The sequence below is a fragment of the Rhodococcus sp. C1 genome (assembly GCF_020809065.1).
Classification (GTDB): domain Bacteria; phylum Actinomycetota; class Actinomycetes; order Mycobacteriales; family Mycobacteriaceae; genus Rhodococcus_F; species Rhodococcus_F qingshengii.
Genome location: NZ_CP078080.1, coordinates 2,756,302 through 2,774,379 on the forward strand (window position 1 = coordinate 2,756,302; position 18,078 = coordinate 2,774,379).

General features: G+C 61.7%; 15 protein-coding genes. 11 read left to right on the forward strand and 4 right to left on the reverse strand.

All coding sequences use genetic code 11. The features are described 5' to 3' along the window. Positions 1 to 95: 95 nt before the first annotated feature. Positions 96 to 2,501: an ATP-binding protein gene (locus KTR60_RS12770; protein WP_030535595.1), complete on the reverse strand. Its 2,406-nt coding sequence runs from the start codon at positions 2,499 to 2,501 to the stop codon at positions 96 to 98. Between the two features lie 153 nt (positions 2,502 to 2,654). Between KTR60_RS12770 and KTR60_RS12775 the strand changes: the two genes are divergently transcribed. From KTR60_RS12775 to KTR60_RS12785, 3 genes are all read left to right on the forward strand, one after another. Next, entirely contained in the window at positions 2,655 to 4,319 is a 1,665-nt protein-coding gene (locus KTR60_RS12775) for an alpha/beta hydrolase (protein ID WP_065352397.1), read from the forward strand. Between the two features lie 103 nt (positions 4,320 to 4,422). Next, on the forward strand, positions 4,423 to 5,850 hold the full coding sequence (locus KTR60_RS12780) for a hypothetical protein (RefSeq protein ID WP_054827139.1): 1,428 nt from the start codon (positions 4,423 to 4,425) through the stop codon (positions 5,848 to 5,850). A gap of 313 nt (positions 5,851 to 6,163) precedes the next feature. Further along, positions 6,164 to 6,826 (forward strand): GAP family protein, encoded by a 663-nt coding sequence (locus KTR60_RS12785; RefSeq protein WP_030535592.1) that lies wholly within the window; start codon positions 6,164 to 6,166, stop codon positions 6,824 to 6,826. 51 nt (positions 6,827 to 6,877) lie between these two features. On the opposite strand, the gene KTR60_RS12790 is transcribed toward KTR60_RS12785, so the two are convergent. After that, positions 6,878 to 8,341 carry a glycoside hydrolase family 5 protein gene (locus KTR60_RS12790; protein ID WP_030535591.1) on the reverse strand — a complete coding sequence of 488 codons (1,464 nt, stop codon included), beginning with the start codon at positions 8,339 to 8,341 and terminating at the stop codon, positions 6,878 to 6,880. Positions 8,342 to 8,517: 176 nt separating this feature from the next. On the opposite strand from KTR60_RS12790, the gene KTR60_RS12795 reads away from it, so the two are divergent. Continuing rightward, on the forward strand, positions 8,518 to 9,438 hold the full coding sequence (locus tag KTR60_RS12795; protein WP_030535590.1) for an alpha/beta hydrolase: 921 nt from the start codon (positions 8,518 to 8,520) through the stop codon (positions 9,436 to 9,438). A gap of 51 nt (positions 9,439 to 9,489) precedes the next feature. Here KTR60_RS12795 and KTR60_RS12800 read toward each other — a convergent pair whose 3' ends face one another. Continuing rightward, entirely contained in the window at positions 9,490 to 10,656 is a 1,167-nt protein-coding gene (locus KTR60_RS12800) for a PucR family transcriptional regulator (RefSeq protein ID WP_007735099.1), read from the reverse strand. Positions 10,657 to 10,852: 196 nt separating this feature from the next. On the opposite strand from KTR60_RS12800, the gene KTR60_RS12805 reads away from it, so the two are divergent. The 5 genes from KTR60_RS12805 (at position 10,853) to KTR60_RS12825 (ending at position 15,417) form a co-directional block, all read left to right on the forward strand. Beyond that, positions 10,853 to 11,110 (forward strand): DUF3311 domain-containing protein, encoded by a 258-nt coding sequence (locus KTR60_RS12805; protein WP_003942271.1) that lies wholly within the window; start codon positions 10,853 to 10,855, stop codon positions 11,108 to 11,110. Next, complete coding sequence (locus KTR60_RS12810; protein ID WP_030535588.1) at positions 11,107 to 12,603, forward strand: sodium:solute symporter family protein; 1,497 nt, start codon at positions 11,107 to 11,109, stop codon at positions 12,601 to 12,603. Before KTR60_RS12805 ends, KTR60_RS12810 begins: the two co-directional genes overlap by 4 nt. Next, positions 12,600 to 14,189 (forward strand): amidohydrolase, encoded by a 1,590-nt coding sequence (locus tag KTR60_RS12815; protein ID WP_007735103.1) that lies wholly within the window; start codon positions 12,600 to 12,602, stop codon positions 14,187 to 14,189. Before KTR60_RS12810 ends, KTR60_RS12815 begins: the two co-directional genes overlap by 4 nt. Before the next feature lie 50 nt (positions 14,190 to 14,239). Then, entirely contained in the window at positions 14,240 to 14,395 is a 156-nt protein-coding gene (locus KTR60_RS12820; RefSeq protein ID WP_157770401.1) for a hypothetical protein, read from the forward strand. A gap of 107 nt (positions 14,396 to 14,502) precedes the next feature. Further along, a complete protein-coding gene (locus KTR60_RS12825; protein ID WP_007735104.1) occupies positions 14,503 to 15,417 on the forward strand; it encodes a tyrosine-protein phosphatase in 915 nt (304 codons plus the stop codon). Positions 15,418 to 15,591: 174 nt separating this feature from the next. Here the strand turns inward: KTR60_RS12825 and KTR60_RS12830 are convergent, their stop codons facing one another. Further along, a complete protein-coding gene (locus tag KTR60_RS12830; RefSeq protein ID WP_007735105.1) occupies positions 15,592 to 16,167 on the reverse strand; it encodes a TetR/AcrR family transcriptional regulator in 576 nt (191 codons plus the stop codon). Positions 16,168 to 16,275: 108 nt separating this feature from the next. Here KTR60_RS12830 and KTR60_RS12835 point away from each other — a divergent pair, with 108 nt between their 5' ends. After that, on the forward strand, positions 16,276 to 17,457 hold the full coding sequence (locus tag KTR60_RS12835; protein WP_007735106.1) for a GDSL-type esterase/lipase family protein: 1,182 nt from the start codon (positions 16,276 to 16,278) through the stop codon (positions 17,455 to 17,457). A 71-nt stretch (positions 17,458 to 17,528) separates the two neighbouring features. Continuing rightward, on the forward strand, positions 17,529 to 18,035 hold the full coding sequence (locus KTR60_RS12840; protein ID WP_039973461.1) for a glyoxalase/bleomycin resistance/dioxygenase family protein: 507 nt from the start codon (positions 17,529 to 17,531) through the stop codon (positions 18,033 to 18,035). Positions 18,036 to 18,078: the final 43 nt, after the last annotated feature.

Sequence of the window (18,078 nt, forward strand, 5' to 3'; positions counted from 1 at the left end):
TCACGAAGGCTGAGAAAACTTTCGACGGTCGGATTCTTGCGACAGGATTCGGCCGGGTTACCCGCCGCGCCGCGATCGATCGAAGACACCGACCGTCACGAGGTCGAAGGGTTGCGGAAGTCGTTTGTGCGCTGGAGCACCCAGGCCGCAATCCTGGTGCGCGAGCCGTACCCCAGTTTGTTCAGTATGTGATCGACGTGGCCGTCGACAGTGCGCTGAGAAATGACCAGCTTGTCCGCGATTGCTCGGTTTGTCAGGCCCTGTGCGACGAGTTCGGCCACCTGCTGCTCCCGCGGAGTCAGCACTTCGTCGGCCGCCGATTTCGGTGATCCACCGGGCGGTTGCCCTCTCAGCGCGCGGGCCGCTGCGTCGTCGAGAGTCAGAGCTCGTCCATGATCGAATGCTGTTTGAAACACCCTGTCTCCGAGCCGGTTACGAGCCTCGGTCACGCTGTTTTCGTGGTACGGGACCATGCTCCTGAAGGTGTCCATCGGGCTGCCCGTGGCGGTGAACAGCGTGTTGGCAGCTCCCATCAGTGTGGCTGCCAGCTTTGCGTCCCGGTCGACAAGCGTCCACGCGATTTCCTCGAGGCACCATGCACATCCGAACTGGTTACCCAGCCCTCGCAGCAATCGGAGAGAATCTTCGAGTAGCTCGATACCGCGAGCGTGGTTGCCATGACGCCATAGGGCGGATCCGTAGTCCGACATCGTCATCGACCGCCACAAGATTTCGCCGCGCGATTCGGTGAGGGCCAACTCCTCCTCGTAAATACTTGCAGCCCGGTCAGTTTCGCCGAGTGCGTCGACGACGAAGGCGAACCAGTAGAGCGCGGGTACCAGACGGGCGATGTCGTCGTTTGCCCGGAATGCTGCGACAGCCTGCTCCAGGTACTCGGCGCCGCGCACGAGATCGCCGTCGGCGACCGCGACGAATCCGAGCGTGTACCGCGCCAGTATGCGACCGTCGTCGTTCCGCTGCATCTCGGCCTGTCGCCGAGCCTCTTCGGCAATGCTTGTCGCCGAAGCGATATCTCGTTGGAGGGCTGCCAGCAGTGCGCCTGTCGCGGCGGCCTCGACTACCGCCTCACCGAGAGTGCCCTCGGTCAGTTCGGGCACCTCGGCCAGGGCGCGACCCAACCAGTAGCGACCTTCGTTGAATCGACCACGTGCAAGCCAGTAATCATGCAAGGCACTTGCGGTACGCAATGTGGCTTCGACCGAGTCGGGTTCGGTCAGACCGAATTCCAACGCGGTGCGCACGTTGGGTAAGTCGCGGTCGATCCGCGTCATCCAGTCGATTTGGTGCGGCCCCGTCCAGTCGACTCCGGCGCGGAAGACGAGTTGCCTGAACCACTCACTGTGCCTGCGCTGCAGCGAGACCCACTCGTCGACTGACACCAGTTCACGCCCGTAGTCGCGAAGAGTCTCGAGTAGGCGGTAGCGGACGTACGAGCCGTTTTGTTCACGGATGAGGATCGACTTGTCGACAAGGGACATCACGAGATCGCCCAAGTCGTCGTTCTGTGCTTCGTCGGCGAGAATTCCTTCGACGGACCCGAGATCGAAGCTACCCGCAAATACGCTCGAGTTCGCCCACAACGACTTCTCCGGCGGCGTACACAGATCGAAGCTCCAGTCGATACTCTGTGCAAGCGTTTGTTGACGCGCTGGAGCGTTCCGGCTGCCCCGCGTCAGCAGTTGGAAGCGGTCGTCGAGTTTTTGCAGGATCTGATCGACCGACATCGCCCTCAGTCGGGCAGCCGCCAACTCGATCGGCAGCGGTAGTCCTTCCAACCGGCGGACGATCTTCTCCACAGCCGCGCTGTTCTCGCTGGTGATGCGGAAGTCCGTCACGGAGGAACGTGCCCGCTGCTCGAACAGCATCATCGCATCACCATCACGGGTGTCGGTTGGCGACGGCGCCTCGGTGGGAAATCGCAGAGGCGGCACCCGTAATACCATCTCGCCGGGAATGTCGAGCGGTTCTCGGCTGGTCGCCAGAAGTGCCAATCGGGCACAGCACCGGAGGAGTTCGGCGGCGGTGTCGGCCACCCAGCCGATGAGGTGTTCGCAATTGTCCAGAACAAGCAGGACACGTTCGTCGACGAGACGGCCGATCAGTACCGATCGCGGTGACCGCGTAGATCGGTCTTGTACTCCGAGTGCGGCAAGAATCGTCTGATCGAGAAGTGCCGGCTCCCGCAGTTCGCTGAAGTCGACGAACCAGACGCCCCCGGGGAACGCACGAGAGGAATCATCGGCGGCACGGAGCGCCAAGCGGGTTTTGCCGACCCCACCCAGGCCCGTAAGGGTCACGAGCCGGTAGTCCGACAGCAGGCGTCGGACTTCTTTGGCCTCGGACCGGCGACCGACGAAACTGCTCAGTTCGATCGGTAGGTTTCCTCGTTTTGCCGCCATGAGAATCGCGCCGAATTTGTACGTGCTGAGTGGATTGACCCCACACAGTGTACGCGGAATCGCGTGTGTGAAATCTGTCAACGCACCACCGGTGTTTGTCCGTGATTGCCGTTGGGTCGAAGCTTTTCGGTGCATGACGCGGAATAGCGAACACTTTCCACCGACGTAGTTCGCGCCTCATTCGAAAGGGATGAGAGGCGCATTTCATCTTTCTGGCGCACTTACGATTCGGGCATGAAACGTGTGTGGGAAGGTGTGCGGCGCTACGGCAAGACACTGCACTCGGTCGGGTTGTCGTTCGGTCTGGTGTTTTTCGTCCTCTCGATGAGCCCGTCCCTCTTACCGCGCGCGTGGTACCTGCAGGGCGTGGCAACCGGTATTTCCGTCGCCACCGGGTACGCCATCGGTGTGATCGTGGCGTGGATGATCCGCAAATGCGGAGTCGAACCGAGATGGTCGGACCGGACCAAGCGGATCGGTTGGGCCGTACTCGCCGTACTGGCAGTGATATTGGTGCCTCTTTTTCTGATCTTGGGTTCGTGGTGGCAGCAGATCGTCCGTGATCTGGTCGAGGCGCCTCGCGTGAACCGGGCGAACTATCTTCTGGTGCTGCTGATTTCGCTGGTGGTGTGGTTGATCTTGTTGGAGGCGGGTCGCGGTCTGCGGCATCTCACCAGAGGGCTCGCTGCCGTTGCTCTGCGGTTTGTTCCCAAGGAAGCAGCGAAAGTCGCGAGCTTGGTCGTCGTCTTCGCGTTGGCGATCTTCGTCGTCAACGGTGCCCTCTACAACGGGCTCATCGCTTTTGCGAACTGGAGTTTCTCCGGCGCGGACAACGACACGCCCGATGGTATCGACCAGCCTCTGATCGCCGAACGCAGTGGTTCACCCATGTCTGCCGAGGCATGGGATTCGCTGGGCAAGGAGGGTCGCACTTTCATGGGTAGCGGGCCGTCTGCGGTGCAGATTTCCGCGCTGACCGGCCGGGACGCGAAGCAACCCATCCGCGTGTACGCCGGCCGTGAGTCGTCGGATTCCGTCGACGGTGTCGCGCAGCGGGTCGTCAACGAACTCGAGCGCACCGGCGGCTTCGACCGTGCCGTCCTGGCAGTAGTGACCACCACCGGCCGCGGCTGGGTGAACGACGACGTGGCGTCCGCTTTCGAATACGTCCAGGGCGGCGATACCGCCATCGCGGCGATGCAGTACTCGTTCCTTCCCAGCCCTTTGGCATTCATCGCCGATCGCGAAACCCCGATGGCCGCAGGCCGGGCGCTGTTCAACTCTGTCTATGCGAAGTGGATCGATCTGCCGCTCGACAAGCGCCCCAAGCTTGTCGTTTTCGGCGAGAGCCTCGGATCGTACGGGGGACAGGCCGCGTTCGCGGGAGCACAGGACATGGCGACGCGGGTGGATGGGGCGTTGTGGTCGGGGACTCCGAACTTCACCGCTCAATGGCAGGAGATCACCAGCAGTCGTGACTCCGGCTCACGGGAAGCCGTGCCGGTGATCGACGACGGGCAGTCGATTCGTTTCGCTGCCTATCCGGAGGATCTCGAACTGGATGCGCCGTGGAACGACTCACGCGTCGTGTACTGGCAGCACGCCAGCGACCCAATTGTCTGGTGGTCTTTCGACCTGCTTCTGAACAAGCCGGACTGGCTTGCCGAGCCTCTCGGCCGTGATGTCGATCCGGGAATGACGTGGATACCGTTCGTGACATTCTGGCAGGTGACACTCGACATGGTCTTCTCGGCGGACGTTCCGCCAGGTCACGGGCACAACTACGGTGCCGAGGCGGCGGACATGTGGGCGCGGATCCTGCACCCCGACAACTGGTCTCAGTCGGACACCGACGCGATTCGCGGCGCTCTGACGAACGACTTTCAACCCACCAAGTAGTAGTGCGGAGTGCGGACCTCGTGACGGTCTCTCGTCGTTGGACCGGGAGTACTCGCTCTAGATCGTTCTATCACTGTTTGTCAGCTATCTAACAAGGAGCGCGATGCATTCATCAAGAACACTCGTAGCTGCGGTGGCGCTGAGCGCGATCACTGTATTTGCCGGGGCTGGGTCCGCGGTCGCCGCGCCGGCGGTCGGATCTGTCGATTTCGGTTCGTCGAGCGGATCCGGATCAGGAACCGGTTCGGCTAGCGGATCCGAATCTGGTTCTGTCGATTTCGGATCCGGCGGACCGGACGTCGAGCATCCGGTGTCGACCTGCTTCTGGTCCGTGCCGATCAATCCCGAGCGCGCGGACCCACAGCTCAACTACGCCTTTCCTGACACTGCGGCGATTTACTGGGCTGCGCAGTTCACAATCCCCGAGAACGCCGAGTTGGTTATCCGAGGGCAGTATGCGCATGCTCGCTATCAGTCGTTGAACTCGTACAACGCGGCAACCGCGATGCCGACCGCCGTCCTCAATGACATTTCGACAGCTCCCGACGCAGGTTCGCGCAACACCTATCTTCCCGGTGCCGATCGATCGAACGAAAGTGCCAGGTCGTACACGGCTTCCGTCCTCAACGAGGCCTCGCCTGCTGAGCCGAAACCCAACACCTTGTATGCCGGTGTGCCAGGTCAGGACCGGATAAGCCTGCTTTATCGCATCTACCTGCCGGACAACGGGCGTGATCTCACCGGCGGCGTTGGACTGCCGGAGCCAGAGCTGCACCTTTCCGGTGGTCAGGTGTTGCGCGGGCAGGATCTGTGTTCAGCGGTCGGTGCGGACAACGGAATCTTGAAGCCGGCTTCGCTGCCGCTGGACACGTACAAGGCATTGCGTGACCAACCGGGCAAGCCTGCGACATTCCCTTCCGAGCAGACACCAGTCTGGCGGGCGTACTACAGCGCCGAGTTCACGCTCGGCTGTACCTATCTCGGCAAATGCGATGGCACACCCCAGCGGGTGGGCGGGCAGTACTCCAACATCGACAACAGCTACGTCACCGCCGAAGTCAACCGTGGGTTCGGCGAAGTTCTAGTACTTCGGGGAGAGTTGCCGAGGACTCCGAAGACGACAGGCGGCGCAAAGAATCTCGACAGCGCAGTCGACATGCGGTTCTGGTCGATGTGCAGCAATGAATCGCTGGCAACGACGAAGGTAGCGACGTGTCTGTTCGACGAGCAGATGGCCACTGATGCGGATGGTCGCTACACGATTGTCGCGTCGCTCCCTGAAGACCGACCCGCAAACGCTACGAAGGAATGTGGGGTGTCATGGCTTTCGCTCTCGCCGGCCGGTGACGGCGCAGGGCATCCCGACGATTCCCTCTTGATCATGCGGAACATGCTGCCGGCCAAGGACTTCAGCCACGCTGCACACGATACCAAGACGCCCGGCGACGAGAAGGCCGTGATGGGAGAGTATTTGCCGGACGGGCAATATACGTCCAAGCTCGCGTTCGAGGGCAGTGGCTGCGCGAAGTAACCCGTCTTTACGCGTGAGGTCACTACTCGAGATTGTGTCTGGTGATCCTCCTCGATGATGTCGGCTGCGCTCTGCTGCGAGCGCAGCCGACACACCGTTAGCCAAGTCTTTTCGCGATCTTCGGTGGGGAATCGAGGCCTGCGGTTCAGGCACTCATCCCTTTCGAATGAGGCATCAACTACGCAGGCGCTCGCAGTGTCAGCATTGTCGCGCAGCGGTATCAGCTGTGCTCTGTTGTCCGTCGTGGCGGACAGGGGCGCCTTTTCTCGCCTACCGCCTATCCTGCTTGCTGCAATCAGAAATGAGTTTTGACATGGGTTCCGTTGTCGGAGAACTTCTCCCATTGGCCGTCGGTGTCGCCGTGTCGCCGGTGGCCGTCATCGCCACTATCTTGATGTTGCTCTCCAAGCGAGCGGGTAGCACCAGCGCCGGGTTCGCGGTGGGCTGGTTACTCGGAATCTTCATCGCTACAGTTCTTTTCGTCATCTTGTCCAGTGTCGTCAGCACGTCAGACGACGGACCGTCCGCCACGGTTTCGTGGATCAAACTAGCTCTCGGTGTCCTTCTGTTGGCCGTCGGGGTCAAGCAGTGGCGGGGGCGCAGCGGCGAGCACGAAACACCGAAGTGGATGCAAGCCGTCGACGAGATGACCGCGGCCAAGGGATTGGGCCTTGGATTCGCGCTCGCCGCGATCAACCCGAAGAACCTGCTCATGTGCATCGCGGCCGGAGTGTCGATCGGCTCGGCGTCGTTGGCGACCAGCGGAGCGATCACCTCGATTCTCGTCTTCACGGTCATCGCCAGTTCAACTGTCGCGATCCCGGTCATCGGATACGTGGTGGCTGCTGATCGCCTGCGAAAGCCGTTGGCCAATCTCAAAGTCTGGCTCCAGGACAACAACACCACGGTGATGAGTGTGTTGATCTTGGTCGTCGGAGTTGTTCTGATCGGCAAGGGAATTGGCGGAATCTTCTGATACCCGCTCTTTCGCGTGGTGTGAACGCGCGATTCCCGGATGATCGTTCGATCAGGCGCGCTTGACCGCGTAGTCGCCGTCGGCGTGGCCGATCAGTTGCCATCCGCCCTCGATCGGGGACAGTCGGACGTCGGAGAGATTCGTGGTCTCGAGCTGTGGCCGGTCGGTGCCGGGGTACCAGGCCTCGACCCGTCCGGTGCCGCTCCCGTCAAACCCGTCACGCGATACCTCCGTCAGCGTGCCGGGCGCTGCCCGCGGATACGCTCGCGAGAGTGGCGCGGCGAATCCCTCTACGAGCCCGAGTGATTCACCGGACGGGCAGTCGATGCGATTCAGATTTCCCTGTGGCTGGTGGGTATTGCCGTCGCGAACCGGGTGGGGGTCACCGCACGCTTGTGTCCACGACCACCACGCGCCGCCCATCCGGTACTTGTCGGTGGCATCGACGAAGCGGTCGACGTCTGCTCTCTGCTCGTCGGCGTCGCCGAACCAACCCCATTCACCTGTCCACAACGGTGCGTCGTACCAGGCGGCAGCGAGGTCGGCGATCTTGAATCCGTCTTCGATTCCGGGAAATTCGCTACTGACCGTTATCGATTCGCTGTAGAGATGGGGCGAGAAGACCACCAGGGGATCGGTCAGGTAATGGCGTGGAGGCAGCGCGTCGAGGCCGAAAGCCGACCAGATCGCGCTGGGCTCGAAGAACACGAGGTGTGGAAATCCTCCTGCTTCGGCCTGTCTGATGGCGTCGGTAGCCCGCTTGTAGAACTGCCCGATCTGATCAGCTGCCGTGAATGGATCGCGCAGGCCGGGGTTCGGTTCGTTCAACAGGTCGTATCCGGCTACAGCTGGTTCGTCTTTGAACTCGGCAGCCAACCGCGCCCACGTCGCGACGAGGCGACTCTGGATTCCTTGCTCGTCGTCGTAGAACGCCTGGAAGGCATGGGCGATCGCGGGTGCGGCTTCCCTGAGTCCACCGATGTTGCAGGTTGTCCATCCGCCGGTCAGGGTTGCCCACTCGGGTGCGCCGTCCCAGCCGACTCCCGGCTCCATGAAAGACGGGCACGACTGGTCGCTCGGGGTGCCGACGTACGGGCCCCATGCATCCTGATGCATGTCGAGAATGGTGTAGATGCCGTGGTCTTTTGCATCCTCGACCGCTACTCGAACGCGGTCGACGTACGCAGTGTCGAATGCACCGCGGGTCGGTTCCAGGAGGGACCACGCGACGTTGAGTCGGACGACGTTGAAGCCCAGCGCTGCCATCTGCGCGAAGTCCGTTCTTCCCAGCGGCGTAACGGTGGGTAGACCGGTGCCGTTGGTTGCGTAGTCATTGAGACCGTTGGCGTTCACGCCGCGGAGCAACACCGTTCGTCCGTCGACGTCCTTGATCGTTCGATCTGCGACGGTCAGTTGGGGGAGAGTCCAGCCCGGATCCGGTGGTGCAGCGTTCGCCGCCGGAGTTGCAATCTGGAGGACCAGGATTGCGAGGGTGGCAAGCAACAGCGCACGCATCCATCGACCTTTCTAGACAAACGTCCAATTCCGAGTCGAGGCTAGCGTGAGAAGACCTCTTTCCGGCGCGGTTTGCTCATACCTGTCACGGCCCCGCGTTGCCGAGAACACGTCGGACACGTGCTCCTGCTGGAGGTGTCATCATTGTCGACAAGTCTCGACCCGAGGGAGCCCTGGTGAAGCTTGCATTGACTGATCTGATCGAACAAATGCCTCGTGACGATTTGGCGAGTACGCGAGCGTTCTATGCGTCGCGGCCTGCCGGTGTCGGTCCGAGTTCCCTGCAGGAACTGCTTGTGGTGCGAGCATCCAGGGTGGTTGATCCCACGGCGAGCCGGGCTGTTGAACACACACTCGACATCGAGGGCCGATCCGTTTCGGTGCGCGTAGTCACTCCGAAAGACGGCGATGTCAACGGGGTCTATCTGTATCTTCCGGGTGGGGGTTTCTACATGAGTTCAGCGGCCAGCGCTGACGCCCGAAGCATGAGACTTGCCGACGAGGTCGGGGTAGTAGTGGTTACCGTCGATTACCGGCTTGCACCGGAATTCCCTTGGCCGGCAGCGCCGGACGATTGTGAGGCAGTCGCCTTGTGGCTGCTTGAGGTCGCTGCCGAACGGTTCGGGACGACCAGGCTCGCCATCGGTGGCATGTCGGCGGGAGCAACCTTGGTGACGACGACGTTGCTGCGCCTTCGTGATCGAGGTCTGGCCAAGGCATTTTCGGGTGCGGTGCTGGAAGCGGGCACGTACGACGTCAGTGCCCAGACTCCCGCGGGCCGCACCATCAGCGACGAATACTTCATCGAAGCCTACGTCGGCCATGTCGATGATCGCACTCTTCCGGATATTTCTCCGACATTCGGCGACCTCAGCGGCCTGCCGCCGACCCTCGTTGTCGTTGGATCAGAAGACGTGGTCCTGGCAGAGAACCTTGCCATGGTGGCGCGACTGTCGGCGGCCGGAAACGACGTCGACTTGCGTCTCTATCCTGATGTCCCGCATGGATTTACAAACCATCCAACGCCTGTTGCCCGGCGTGCTGCGCTAGATATGGGTGCTTGGCTTCGGAATCGACTCGACTCCGACCCCGCGTGACAAGCACGGGCGCGGTTCAGTGTGCCGAGGAAAAGCGGACTGTGTTCGGTGTCAGATCTTGGCGAGCGTTTTACGATGAAACAATTCGAGGCTCACCATGGATTTCATCAGGCCGTCGAGGGTTCGCGCATCCCATCCAGTCAGATGCTGCCAGCGGTCGAGTCGATAGGTGACAGAGTTCGCATGTAGGTGGATGTCACGGGCGGCGGCGCTGACAGAGAACCCGCTTCGCGCGAAGGCGCGGACGGCGTCCATCAGATGTGAGTGCTCTTCGGCCACAGATGCCCCGGCCTGTAGAAGCGGCAGCAGCTCGTCCTGGTGGGTGGCAAGAGTGGCGATGAGCCATTCGTCGGCAAAACTGACCGTCGTGCCCGGCGCTGTCGCCAACTGCAATGTGCGCTCGGCGTCGGTGATGCTTTGAGCTGCGCCGACGAGCCCGACCCGGGGCATCCCGATACCTAGTGACGTTCGTGGATGATCTCGCATGATTGCGTGGATGACTTCGGTTGGTTCGCCCTGACACATCACGATTACTCGGGAGCCATGTCGACTGCAATGCGCGACAACATGCACGGAATCCAGGGTTCGTTGCAGGTGTTCCACTTGTGCTTCTGACCATTCGTCCTCGACGGCCGACAGTGCTTGGAACGATTTCTGTGTATCGAATCCGAGGGTTTGTGCCAGCTCTCGGGCGTTGCTCAGTTCCATATCCGTTGCACTGTGCAGTGTTTCGAAGAATCGGTATCGAACGCCGGCGCGGATGGCCTGCTCGCTGCGCGTTGCCTCGGAGTGTCCGACTGCGACTGCGCTCGTCGCGGCGTGAACGAGGTCCCAGAGTTTGCCGCCTGCTTGCAGCAGCTCGTGTGTTGGTTTCGTGGACCGCTGGACCATCGTGTCCCAGAGCTCACGAGATGCAATGTGATAGGTCTCGATGACATCGGAGAGGGGGAGCCCTTGCATCGCGCGACGGCGCCCGAGTTCGCGGTTTCGGTCGGTGTCTTCTGTGGTGATCGTTTCGTTCTCGGCGACGGCACACAGCATTGCGGACAACTGTTTGCGGATGTAGTTGCCTTGCTCGGCCACTGGTACCGCGGAGTAGGCCGGGAGTTCGCTGCGAATCTGTTGTACCGCGCGCTCGGTGAGCGCTTCGAGCTCGTCGGAAACCTCGCGACACAACCGTCGGATCGTGTCTTCTTCTTCGACGTCGGTTACGTCCACGGGGTTACTCCTTTGTGCGTGCTTGGTCTTGCGTCCCGTGAATTTCACGAACGAGCGTCGTGGATTCCGGGGTTCACCCATGGTCCCGCCATAGTGACGGGAGGCACACTCAACGCTAGACCGGACGACGATTCGACGGCAAAACGCCCCTCGCCTCATCTGCTCCGGATCGATCAACGGCTAAGGAGCCACAATCATGTCCAACGAGGCGAAGAGTGCCTTGCTCGCAATCGGAGTTCCGTTCGTCGGGGTGCTGGGCGGGATAGTTGCGCTCTCCGGATCCGAACTGACTGTTCTCGGATTTCCCATTTTGTTCGCGTGGCTTTTCCTGTGGATGCCGCTGACCTCGTTGTGTCTCCACATGGCATGGAAGTTCTTTGACCGCAAGGACTTCGAGGAAGCGGAACGAAACGAACTGGCTCAGGCCAAGACCGAGATCGGGGATCCGACATGATCGCTGCAACATTTACGCTCGTGCTACTCCTCGCGCTCGGCGCCGGAGTGCTTTCACGCCGTGGAAGCAAAAAAGAGATCTCCGACTACCTAGTGGGCGGGCGGTCTTTCGGTCCCGTGCTGGTTTTCATCCTGGGAGCAGGTGAGGCCTACAGCATCGGCACGCTCATTGGATTTCCCGGGGGTGTGTACGCCCACGGGGCAAGCTACGGCGTCTGGTTCATCGGATACATCTTGCTTGCCTACCCGATCGGATACTTCTTTGCGCCCTATCTCTGGCGGGCAGGCAAGCGGTATAACGCGATGACGCTGCCCGATGTGGCAGGGCGGCACTTTCGGTCGCGCGGGTTGGAACTGACAATCGCGATTGCCTCGGTAGTCTTCCTCATTCCCTGGGGGCAGTTGCAGCTTGCCGGCCTCCAGGTCGCACTGAGCGGACTTGGCATCACCATCAACCCGACGGTGGCGGTTTTCGTCGGCGCTGCGCTTGCTCTGCTCTTCCTCCTGCTTTCGGGTGTGCGTGCACCGGCGTTCGTGTCTTACGTCAAGGACGCAGCTCTGCTGTTGGGAGCGATCCTGATCGGACTGGCCGCCACGGCCAAATCGGGCGGTATCACGAAGCTCTTTGCCGATGCGGCATCCCATGGGGCCGGGCAGGCCTCGCAATCCACCGTCACCGGTTCGTCGCTGACCTTCGTTCTCACCACAATTGTGTTCCAGTCACTCGGTTTTTTCGTTTTCCCCTTCATCGTGCAAGCGGTGCTATCGGCGAAGTCCGAGGCAACCCTCAAGCGAGTCGCCCGATTCAACCCGCTGTACATGCTCATGTATCCCTTCCTCGTCGCTGCTGCCTTCGGCGCAATTTCATTGCTGCCCAACAAGCTCGAGGGCGCAGAGTCCAATGAGGTGCTCCTGCAACTGTCCCGTCTCGTGCTCCCGGACTGGCTGACCGGAGTGGTGGCGGGTGGTGCGGCACTGTGCGCGATCGTTGTTCTGTGTGGCTCGGCGCTGGGAATCGGCTCGATCGTCTCGCGAAACATCGTTCCTGGAATACCCGAATCACGTCAGAGAGTGTGGGTGCGCGGGGTCATCGTCGCCTACCTCGGCCTGTCGCTGATCCTCACCCTCGCCGCACCCCAATTGCTGCTGACGCTGGTGAATACCGCGTATTACGGGGTGACCCAGGCCGTGGTGGTGTTCGCGACGATGATCTTCGGATGGAAGCTGCGACCGGCAGCGCTCGCGATGGGCGTGGTGCTCGGCGACGTGCTGGTGCTCTGGCTGTACCTCGACACACACGGCACGGTATCGATGTGGTTGGCGGACAAAGGCATGAACATCGGTGCCGCAGCGCTCGTTCTGAACGTGTTGTTCGTGTCCGCCACCCGAGTGATGTGGCCTCCTGTCGAAGCGGTTTCGGGCCTCCGTGCAGAAAATCGATCGGCACCAGTGCCTTGCCCCGCAGCCCCGACCACGAAGGCGGATATCCGATGACTCGGACACTACTCACCGCAGATGCAATCCTCACCCAAGACGCAGCGTCACCCCAGGTTGAGGCGCTCGTCCTCGATGGAGGCCTGGTTGTCGCCACCGGAAGTCGAAAGGACATGGGGGAGTACGCCGGACCGGAAACTCGTCGGCTCGATCTCGCCGGCGCTACTGTGATCCCGGGGCTGATCGAGTCACACATTCACCCGACCTACTCCGGCTTGACTGACGGATGGGCCGATTGCCGGACGCCACCGTGCGCCTCGATCACGGATATCCAAGGGGCTCTGCGGAACTCCACTCCCACTCACGGCTGGATACGTGGATGGGGGTACGACGACACACAACTTCGAGAAGGTCGCCATCTCACACGCGATGACCTCGACGCAGTCTGCACCGACCGCCCGATCATCGTTCTGCACATCTCGGGGCACTTTGCGGTGGCAAACACTGTTGCGCTTGCAACTGCAGGCATCGACGAATCGACGGTGGATCCCGGGGACTCGCAGTTTCCGCGTGGGGCGGACGGGAGGCTCACAGGGATGGCCTGGGAAATCGACGCCGTGGCACGGTTGAGCGGCGCGATACCAGACCTGACACAGGCAGAGGTGCAGACCGCGTTGCTGCGTAGCTTGACACTGGCGCGTTCGCGAGGAATCACGACCGTCCACGATTTAGGGGTCGGCCTGTCGGCGGGCATGCAGGAGTTGGCCGCCTATCGTGCCCTGGACACCATGGGCGAGATGCCCGTGCACACGGTTGGCTTCCTTCGGGGTGATCTCGCGATCGCAGAACTGGAGGAAAGGAACATCGCTTTCACGGCTGCACCGGCCCCAGGGTCACGCTTCCGCCTGGCCGGCGCCAAATTCTGGGCGGATGGGTCCATTCAAGGATTGTCTGCAGCCTTGCGAACTCCGTATACCTGCAGCCCGAACCATCACGGTGATCTGCTCTATCCGCAGGAGCAACTCGACGACATGGTTCTCCAGGTGCACCGCGAGGGAGGTCAGGTCGCGGTGCACGCCAACGGCGATGCGGCTGTAGCCGCCGCCATCGCGGCGCTGCGCAGTGCGCACCGCAGTGACGGACGTCGAGCGCGGCACCGTATCGAGCACTGCCAGGTGAGTAGGCCTGCGGATCTCGAGGCGATACGTGATGCCGAGATCGGGGTGAGCTTTTTCGTCAACCATGTTTTTCATTGGGGCGATCGTCACCGTGACCGTTTCCTCGGTCCTGAGAGAGCCGGCAACCTGGACCCGCTGGCGTGCGCCGATGACATCGGCTTGAAATTCGGGCTGCACTCGGATTGCCCGATAACGCCGATGGATCCCCTCCAGACGATTAGGACTGCTGTGAATCGGCTGACCATGGGCGGTGCCGTGCTTGGCGCCCACCAACGGATCGGAGTGCAGCGTGCAGTGCAGGCCATGACTGTGGACAGTGCGTACTTGGTCCATGACGAAGGACGGGTGGGGATCTTGGCGCCGGGTCGTCGTGCGGACCTTGTCGCGCTCGACGGCACTCTTGCTGCTCTCGCAGACGCTTCGTCCGACATTCCTCAGCCTGCACTGGTCATGGTCGACGGCAGGTAGCGCATGAGATTGATTTCGTCCCAACGGTTACCAGCTCGAGGTGGAGATTCGTGCAGTTGCTCGACAGTGAAGTTGTTCGGCGCTGTGCAGTTACGGCTGCCGCCGCGGCCGCGGTCTGTCGTTCGAACGGGCCCGGCGTGGTCGATGGCGACGCAGTGACGGGCAAGAGTTTCTTCCTGCAGGATGGCGGCTGGCCGGGCACCTGAACACATGTCCGGTTTCTGGAGCAAAGTCGGGACGAGGAGCGTGCCACCCTTGTAATCTCGCACGGGAGTTTGCGGGGCGCGGGGTATCCCGCACAGCGAATGAGAGGATGAAGGTGACAACTGTCTACACGCGCCGCCGAGGGGCGCGCCCTTTCGGAATCGCCCTCGCTGCGCTGGTCGCCATGGGTGCGGCCCTGACAGGCCCCACACTCGCCTCCGCCTCGAGCGGCGACCTGCAATTGGGTTCGAGTCAGTTCGGATCGTCCGGGGAGCAACCGCCGCTGCCGGAGATCCCACCGCCGTCCGCGGCCGAGATCAGGCTCGACGAGGCGCGGAACTTCCGCGACATCGGCGGGTATCGGACTACCGATGGCAGGACCGTCCGGACAGGCCTGGTGTTCCGTTCCAACAAGCTCAGCTCGCTCAATGAGACTGATCTGGCAAAACTCACCGCCGCGAACCTGACCCTCGACGTCGACCTGCGCAACGCCTCCGAACGTGCGGAGGATCCCGATCGGATCCCCGCCGGGGTCACCTACCAGGTCGCCGACGTCGTCAGTATCGAACACGGCATCGCGTTCCACGAGTTCGTTCCCTTGACCCTCGGTCGCGCGTTGATCGACGGCGCAGTCAAGGGAACCTCGAACATCGGCCAAAGCATCGGCTACCCGTTCATGGTCAACTACCGTGGTTCCGATGTCGCCTTCCGTGACCTGCTGACTGCGATCGCGAACAACTCCGACGGCGCAACCGTCTACCACTGCAGTGCAGGGAAGGACCGCACCGGTTGGGGTACCGCGATCCTGCTGACCATTCTGGGTGTCCCGCGTGAGTTCATCAGTGCCGATTTCATGGCGTCGAACACGTACCTGGGCCGGGACGACGCGGTGGACCTGTCGTGGCTCGATGCGGCGTATGCACAGGTGGACCGGCTCTACGGCGGTATGGATACTTACGTACGGGAGGGCCTCGGCGTCGACCAGGGCACTGTCGACTCTCTGCGCGCCAAGCTTCTCCTCTAAGCGGAGCTCCACGCCCGGCTTCTTGCCTACTCGGACCTTCTTCTGTCCCAGTGCGACCTGTGGTTGCGGGAGCGCGCGATTGTGTGGCGCCGCTCCTGGGGTGGGCCCGAGGTTTCTTGGCCGTGTGCGATCACCAAGTGGCGCAAGAACTTGGCGCGCAAGAATCACGCCTGGTCATGGACTCGACGCTGGCCAATTGGTCAGCATCGAATCGAGAGCCTCGAGGGTTCTTGCCCAGCTTTCGGCGCTGTCCGGTGCACTGTGGCTGAACGATCCACCCAACTCGAGGCTGGCGTACCCATGAAAAACGCTGCCGAGCAACCGAACTGCGTGGGTCTGATCGAGATCGGTGAGGTTGTACCCGCGCAGAATCGATCGCATCATCTGCGAGTGTCTGAAACCCGCGCTCGCGGCCGCGGTCTCCGGGGTGAGGCGCATCTGTGACGCGGCGTACCGACCAGGGTGTGACCTCGCGTAGTTGCGGTACACGTTCGCGAAGGCGGTCAAGGCGTCGCGGCCGGACCGACCGGCCACGGCGTCGGCAGCCTGGTCGGCCATCTCTTCCAAGGCAAGCAGCGCGATTCTGGTTTTGAGGTCGTTCGAACTCTTCACGTGGGAGTACAGGCTTGCGACCTTGACGTCGAACGCTCTGGCGACCGCCGATACGGTCACCTGCTCGAAGCCCACCTCGTCGGCCAATTCGGCGCCCGCCACGGCGAGGCGTTCGGGTGTCAGTCCTGCGCGAGGCATGTCCGTTGGTCCTGTTCGTCGAGAAGTGAAACCGCTTGCCTAAATAGTATAGGCAAATTACTGTGTGCTGTAGTTAAAACCTTCGCAACTTATCTACAGGTGAATGAGATGAACAGCCAGAGCAGCTGGATTACTACCGCAATTTCCGAGGAAATCGTGCGCGGAGCCCTCGAGCTCGAGCGGACCGAACGCGGTGTGCTGACACACCGTCTGCCTGCCAGAGCTCGCACGCAATTCGCTGACGGGCAGATGGCAATGGCGCAATCACAACCGTCCGGAGTGCGGCTGGTGTTCCGAACCAGCGCTACGGCCATCGAACTCGACACTCTGCCCACGAAAATGATCTACATCGGTGCTCCGCCGAGGCCGCAAGGGGTGTACGACCTGATCGTCGACGGCGAACCAACCGGGCACGCAATCGCTGAGGGTGGCAACACGGTGACGATCGACATGGCGACCGGTACCGCTCAGAGACAATCCGGACCCGTCAGCACCATCCGCTTCGCGGACTTGCCCGCGCGATCCAAGACCGTCGAGATCTGGTTGCCGCACAACGAAACCACCGAACTTGTCGCATTGCGAACCGACGCCCCGCTCGAACTCGCAGTCGGCACGAAGCGTGATGTGTGGCTCCATCACGGAAGCTCGATCAGTCAAGGCTCCGGCGCTGAAAGTCCCTCCCGCACTTGGCCTGCTCTCGCAGCCTCCCTCGGCGGCGTGGATCTGATCAACCTCGGGTTCAGCGGCAGCGCTCTGCTGGACCAGTACGTCGCCCGCGCTATGCGAGACACTCCTGCCGACCTCATCAGCATCAAGATGGGCATCAATCTGGTCAACTCCGACGTGATGCGCCTGCGGGCCTTCACGTCGGCAATGCACGGCTTCCTCGACACGGTCCGCGACGGTCATCCAGTGGCTCCACTGCTGGTCGTCTCGCCTGTCTATTGCCCGATTCACGAAGACACGCCTGGACCTGGTGCATTCGATTTCGACGCGCTTGCCAGAGGCGAAATGCGATTCGTTGCTACCGGCGATCCCGCCGAGCGCGCAGCCGGAAAGCTGACGCTGCGCTCTATTCGGGAAGAGTTGGCGCGCATCGTAACCCAGCGATCGGCGGATGATCCCAATCTGCATTACGTCGACGGGTGCGATCTCTATGGTGCGGCCGAGAACGAAGAGTTGCCGCTTCCCGATCAGCTCCATCCGGACGCTGCGACGCACCGTCTCATCGGCGAACGCTTTGCCCAACGGGTATTCGCAGACGACGGCGCATTCGCACGCTCGGTGTGATCGCGCAATCTGGTTCGATCGGATTTCACACGATTTGACCCTGACGTAGCGTGAGGGCTCACGATGACTTCATGACCGATACTTACCCAGCATTCGACATCAGCCCCGTCCCTGTCCCCGCTATAGACGCCGTGCCTCCGGAACAGTTCCGAGGTCTCTACGGAATGCCCATGTTCGTGTCGGTTCCGACATCGGATCTGGCCGAATCTGCCGACTTCTGGATCCGTGGGCTCGGTTTCTTCGACCTCTTTTCGGTACCGGATCGACTGACGCACCTGCGACGCTGGGCATTTCAAGACGTTCTGCTCGTGCCCGGCGAATGTGCAGATTCACCACCGTCCGTCAGTGTGAGCTTTGCGTGTGTGCTGAGTCAGATGGACCAGATAGCACAGGCGTGTGAGGAATTGCGGCCCGGATGCACCAGCGGTCCACATCTGAAGCCGTGGAATTCACTGGAGTTGGAGATTGTGACACCGGAGAACGCGCGCGTGATCATGACGGCCGCTCGTCCGTACGACCCGAACAGTGCCGAGGCCGAGCATCTGCGAGGGATGGGAATTGACGGACCCGACGACTGAACCGAGGTCTGACGCTGTGGCCTCCCGAACCGCGTCTGTCAGA

Bases quoted from the DNA above. Each gene is read 5' to 3' on its own strand.
- KTR60_RS12775 (WP_065352397.1), top strand. From the start codon at position 2,655: ATGAAACGTGTGTGGGAAGGTGTGCGGCGCTACGGCAAGACACTGCAC.
- KTR60_RS12780 (WP_054827139.1), top strand. From the start codon at position 4,423: ATGCATTCATCAAGAACACTCGTAGCTGCGGTGGCGCTGAGCGCGATC.
- KTR60_RS12785 (WP_030535592.1), top strand. From the start codon at position 6,164: ATGGGTTCCGTTGTCGGAGAACTTCTCCCATTGGCCGTCGGTGTCGCC.
- KTR60_RS12790 (WP_030535591.1), bottom strand. From the start codon at position 8,341: ATGCGTGCGCTGTTGCTTGCCACCCTCGCAATCCTGGTCCTCCAGATT.
- KTR60_RS12805 (WP_003942271.1), top strand. From the start codon at position 10,853: ATGTCCAACGAGGCGAAGAGTGCCTTGCTCGCAATCGGAGTTCCGTTC.
- KTR60_RS12810 (WP_030535588.1), top strand. From the start codon at position 11,107: ATGATCGCTGCAACATTTACGCTCGTGCTACTCCTCGCGCTCGGCGCC.
- KTR60_RS12815 (WP_007735103.1), top strand. From the start codon at position 12,600: ATGACTCGGACACTACTCACCGCAGATGCAATCCTCACCCAAGACGCA.
- KTR60_RS12825 (WP_007735104.1), top strand. From the start codon at position 14,503: ATGAAGGTGACAACTGTCTACACGCGCCGCCGAGGGGCGCGCCCTTTC.
- KTR60_RS12830 (WP_007735105.1), bottom strand. From the start codon at position 16,167: ATGCCTCGCGCAGGACTGACACCCGAACGCCTCGCCGTGGCGGGCGCC.
- KTR60_RS12835 (WP_007735106.1), top strand. From the start codon at position 16,276: ATGAACAGCCAGAGCAGCTGGATTACTACCGCAATTTCCGAGGAAATC.
- KTR60_RS12840 (WP_039973461.1), top strand. From the start codon at position 17,529: ATGACCGATACTTACCCAGCATTCGACATCAGCCCCGTCCCTGTCCCC.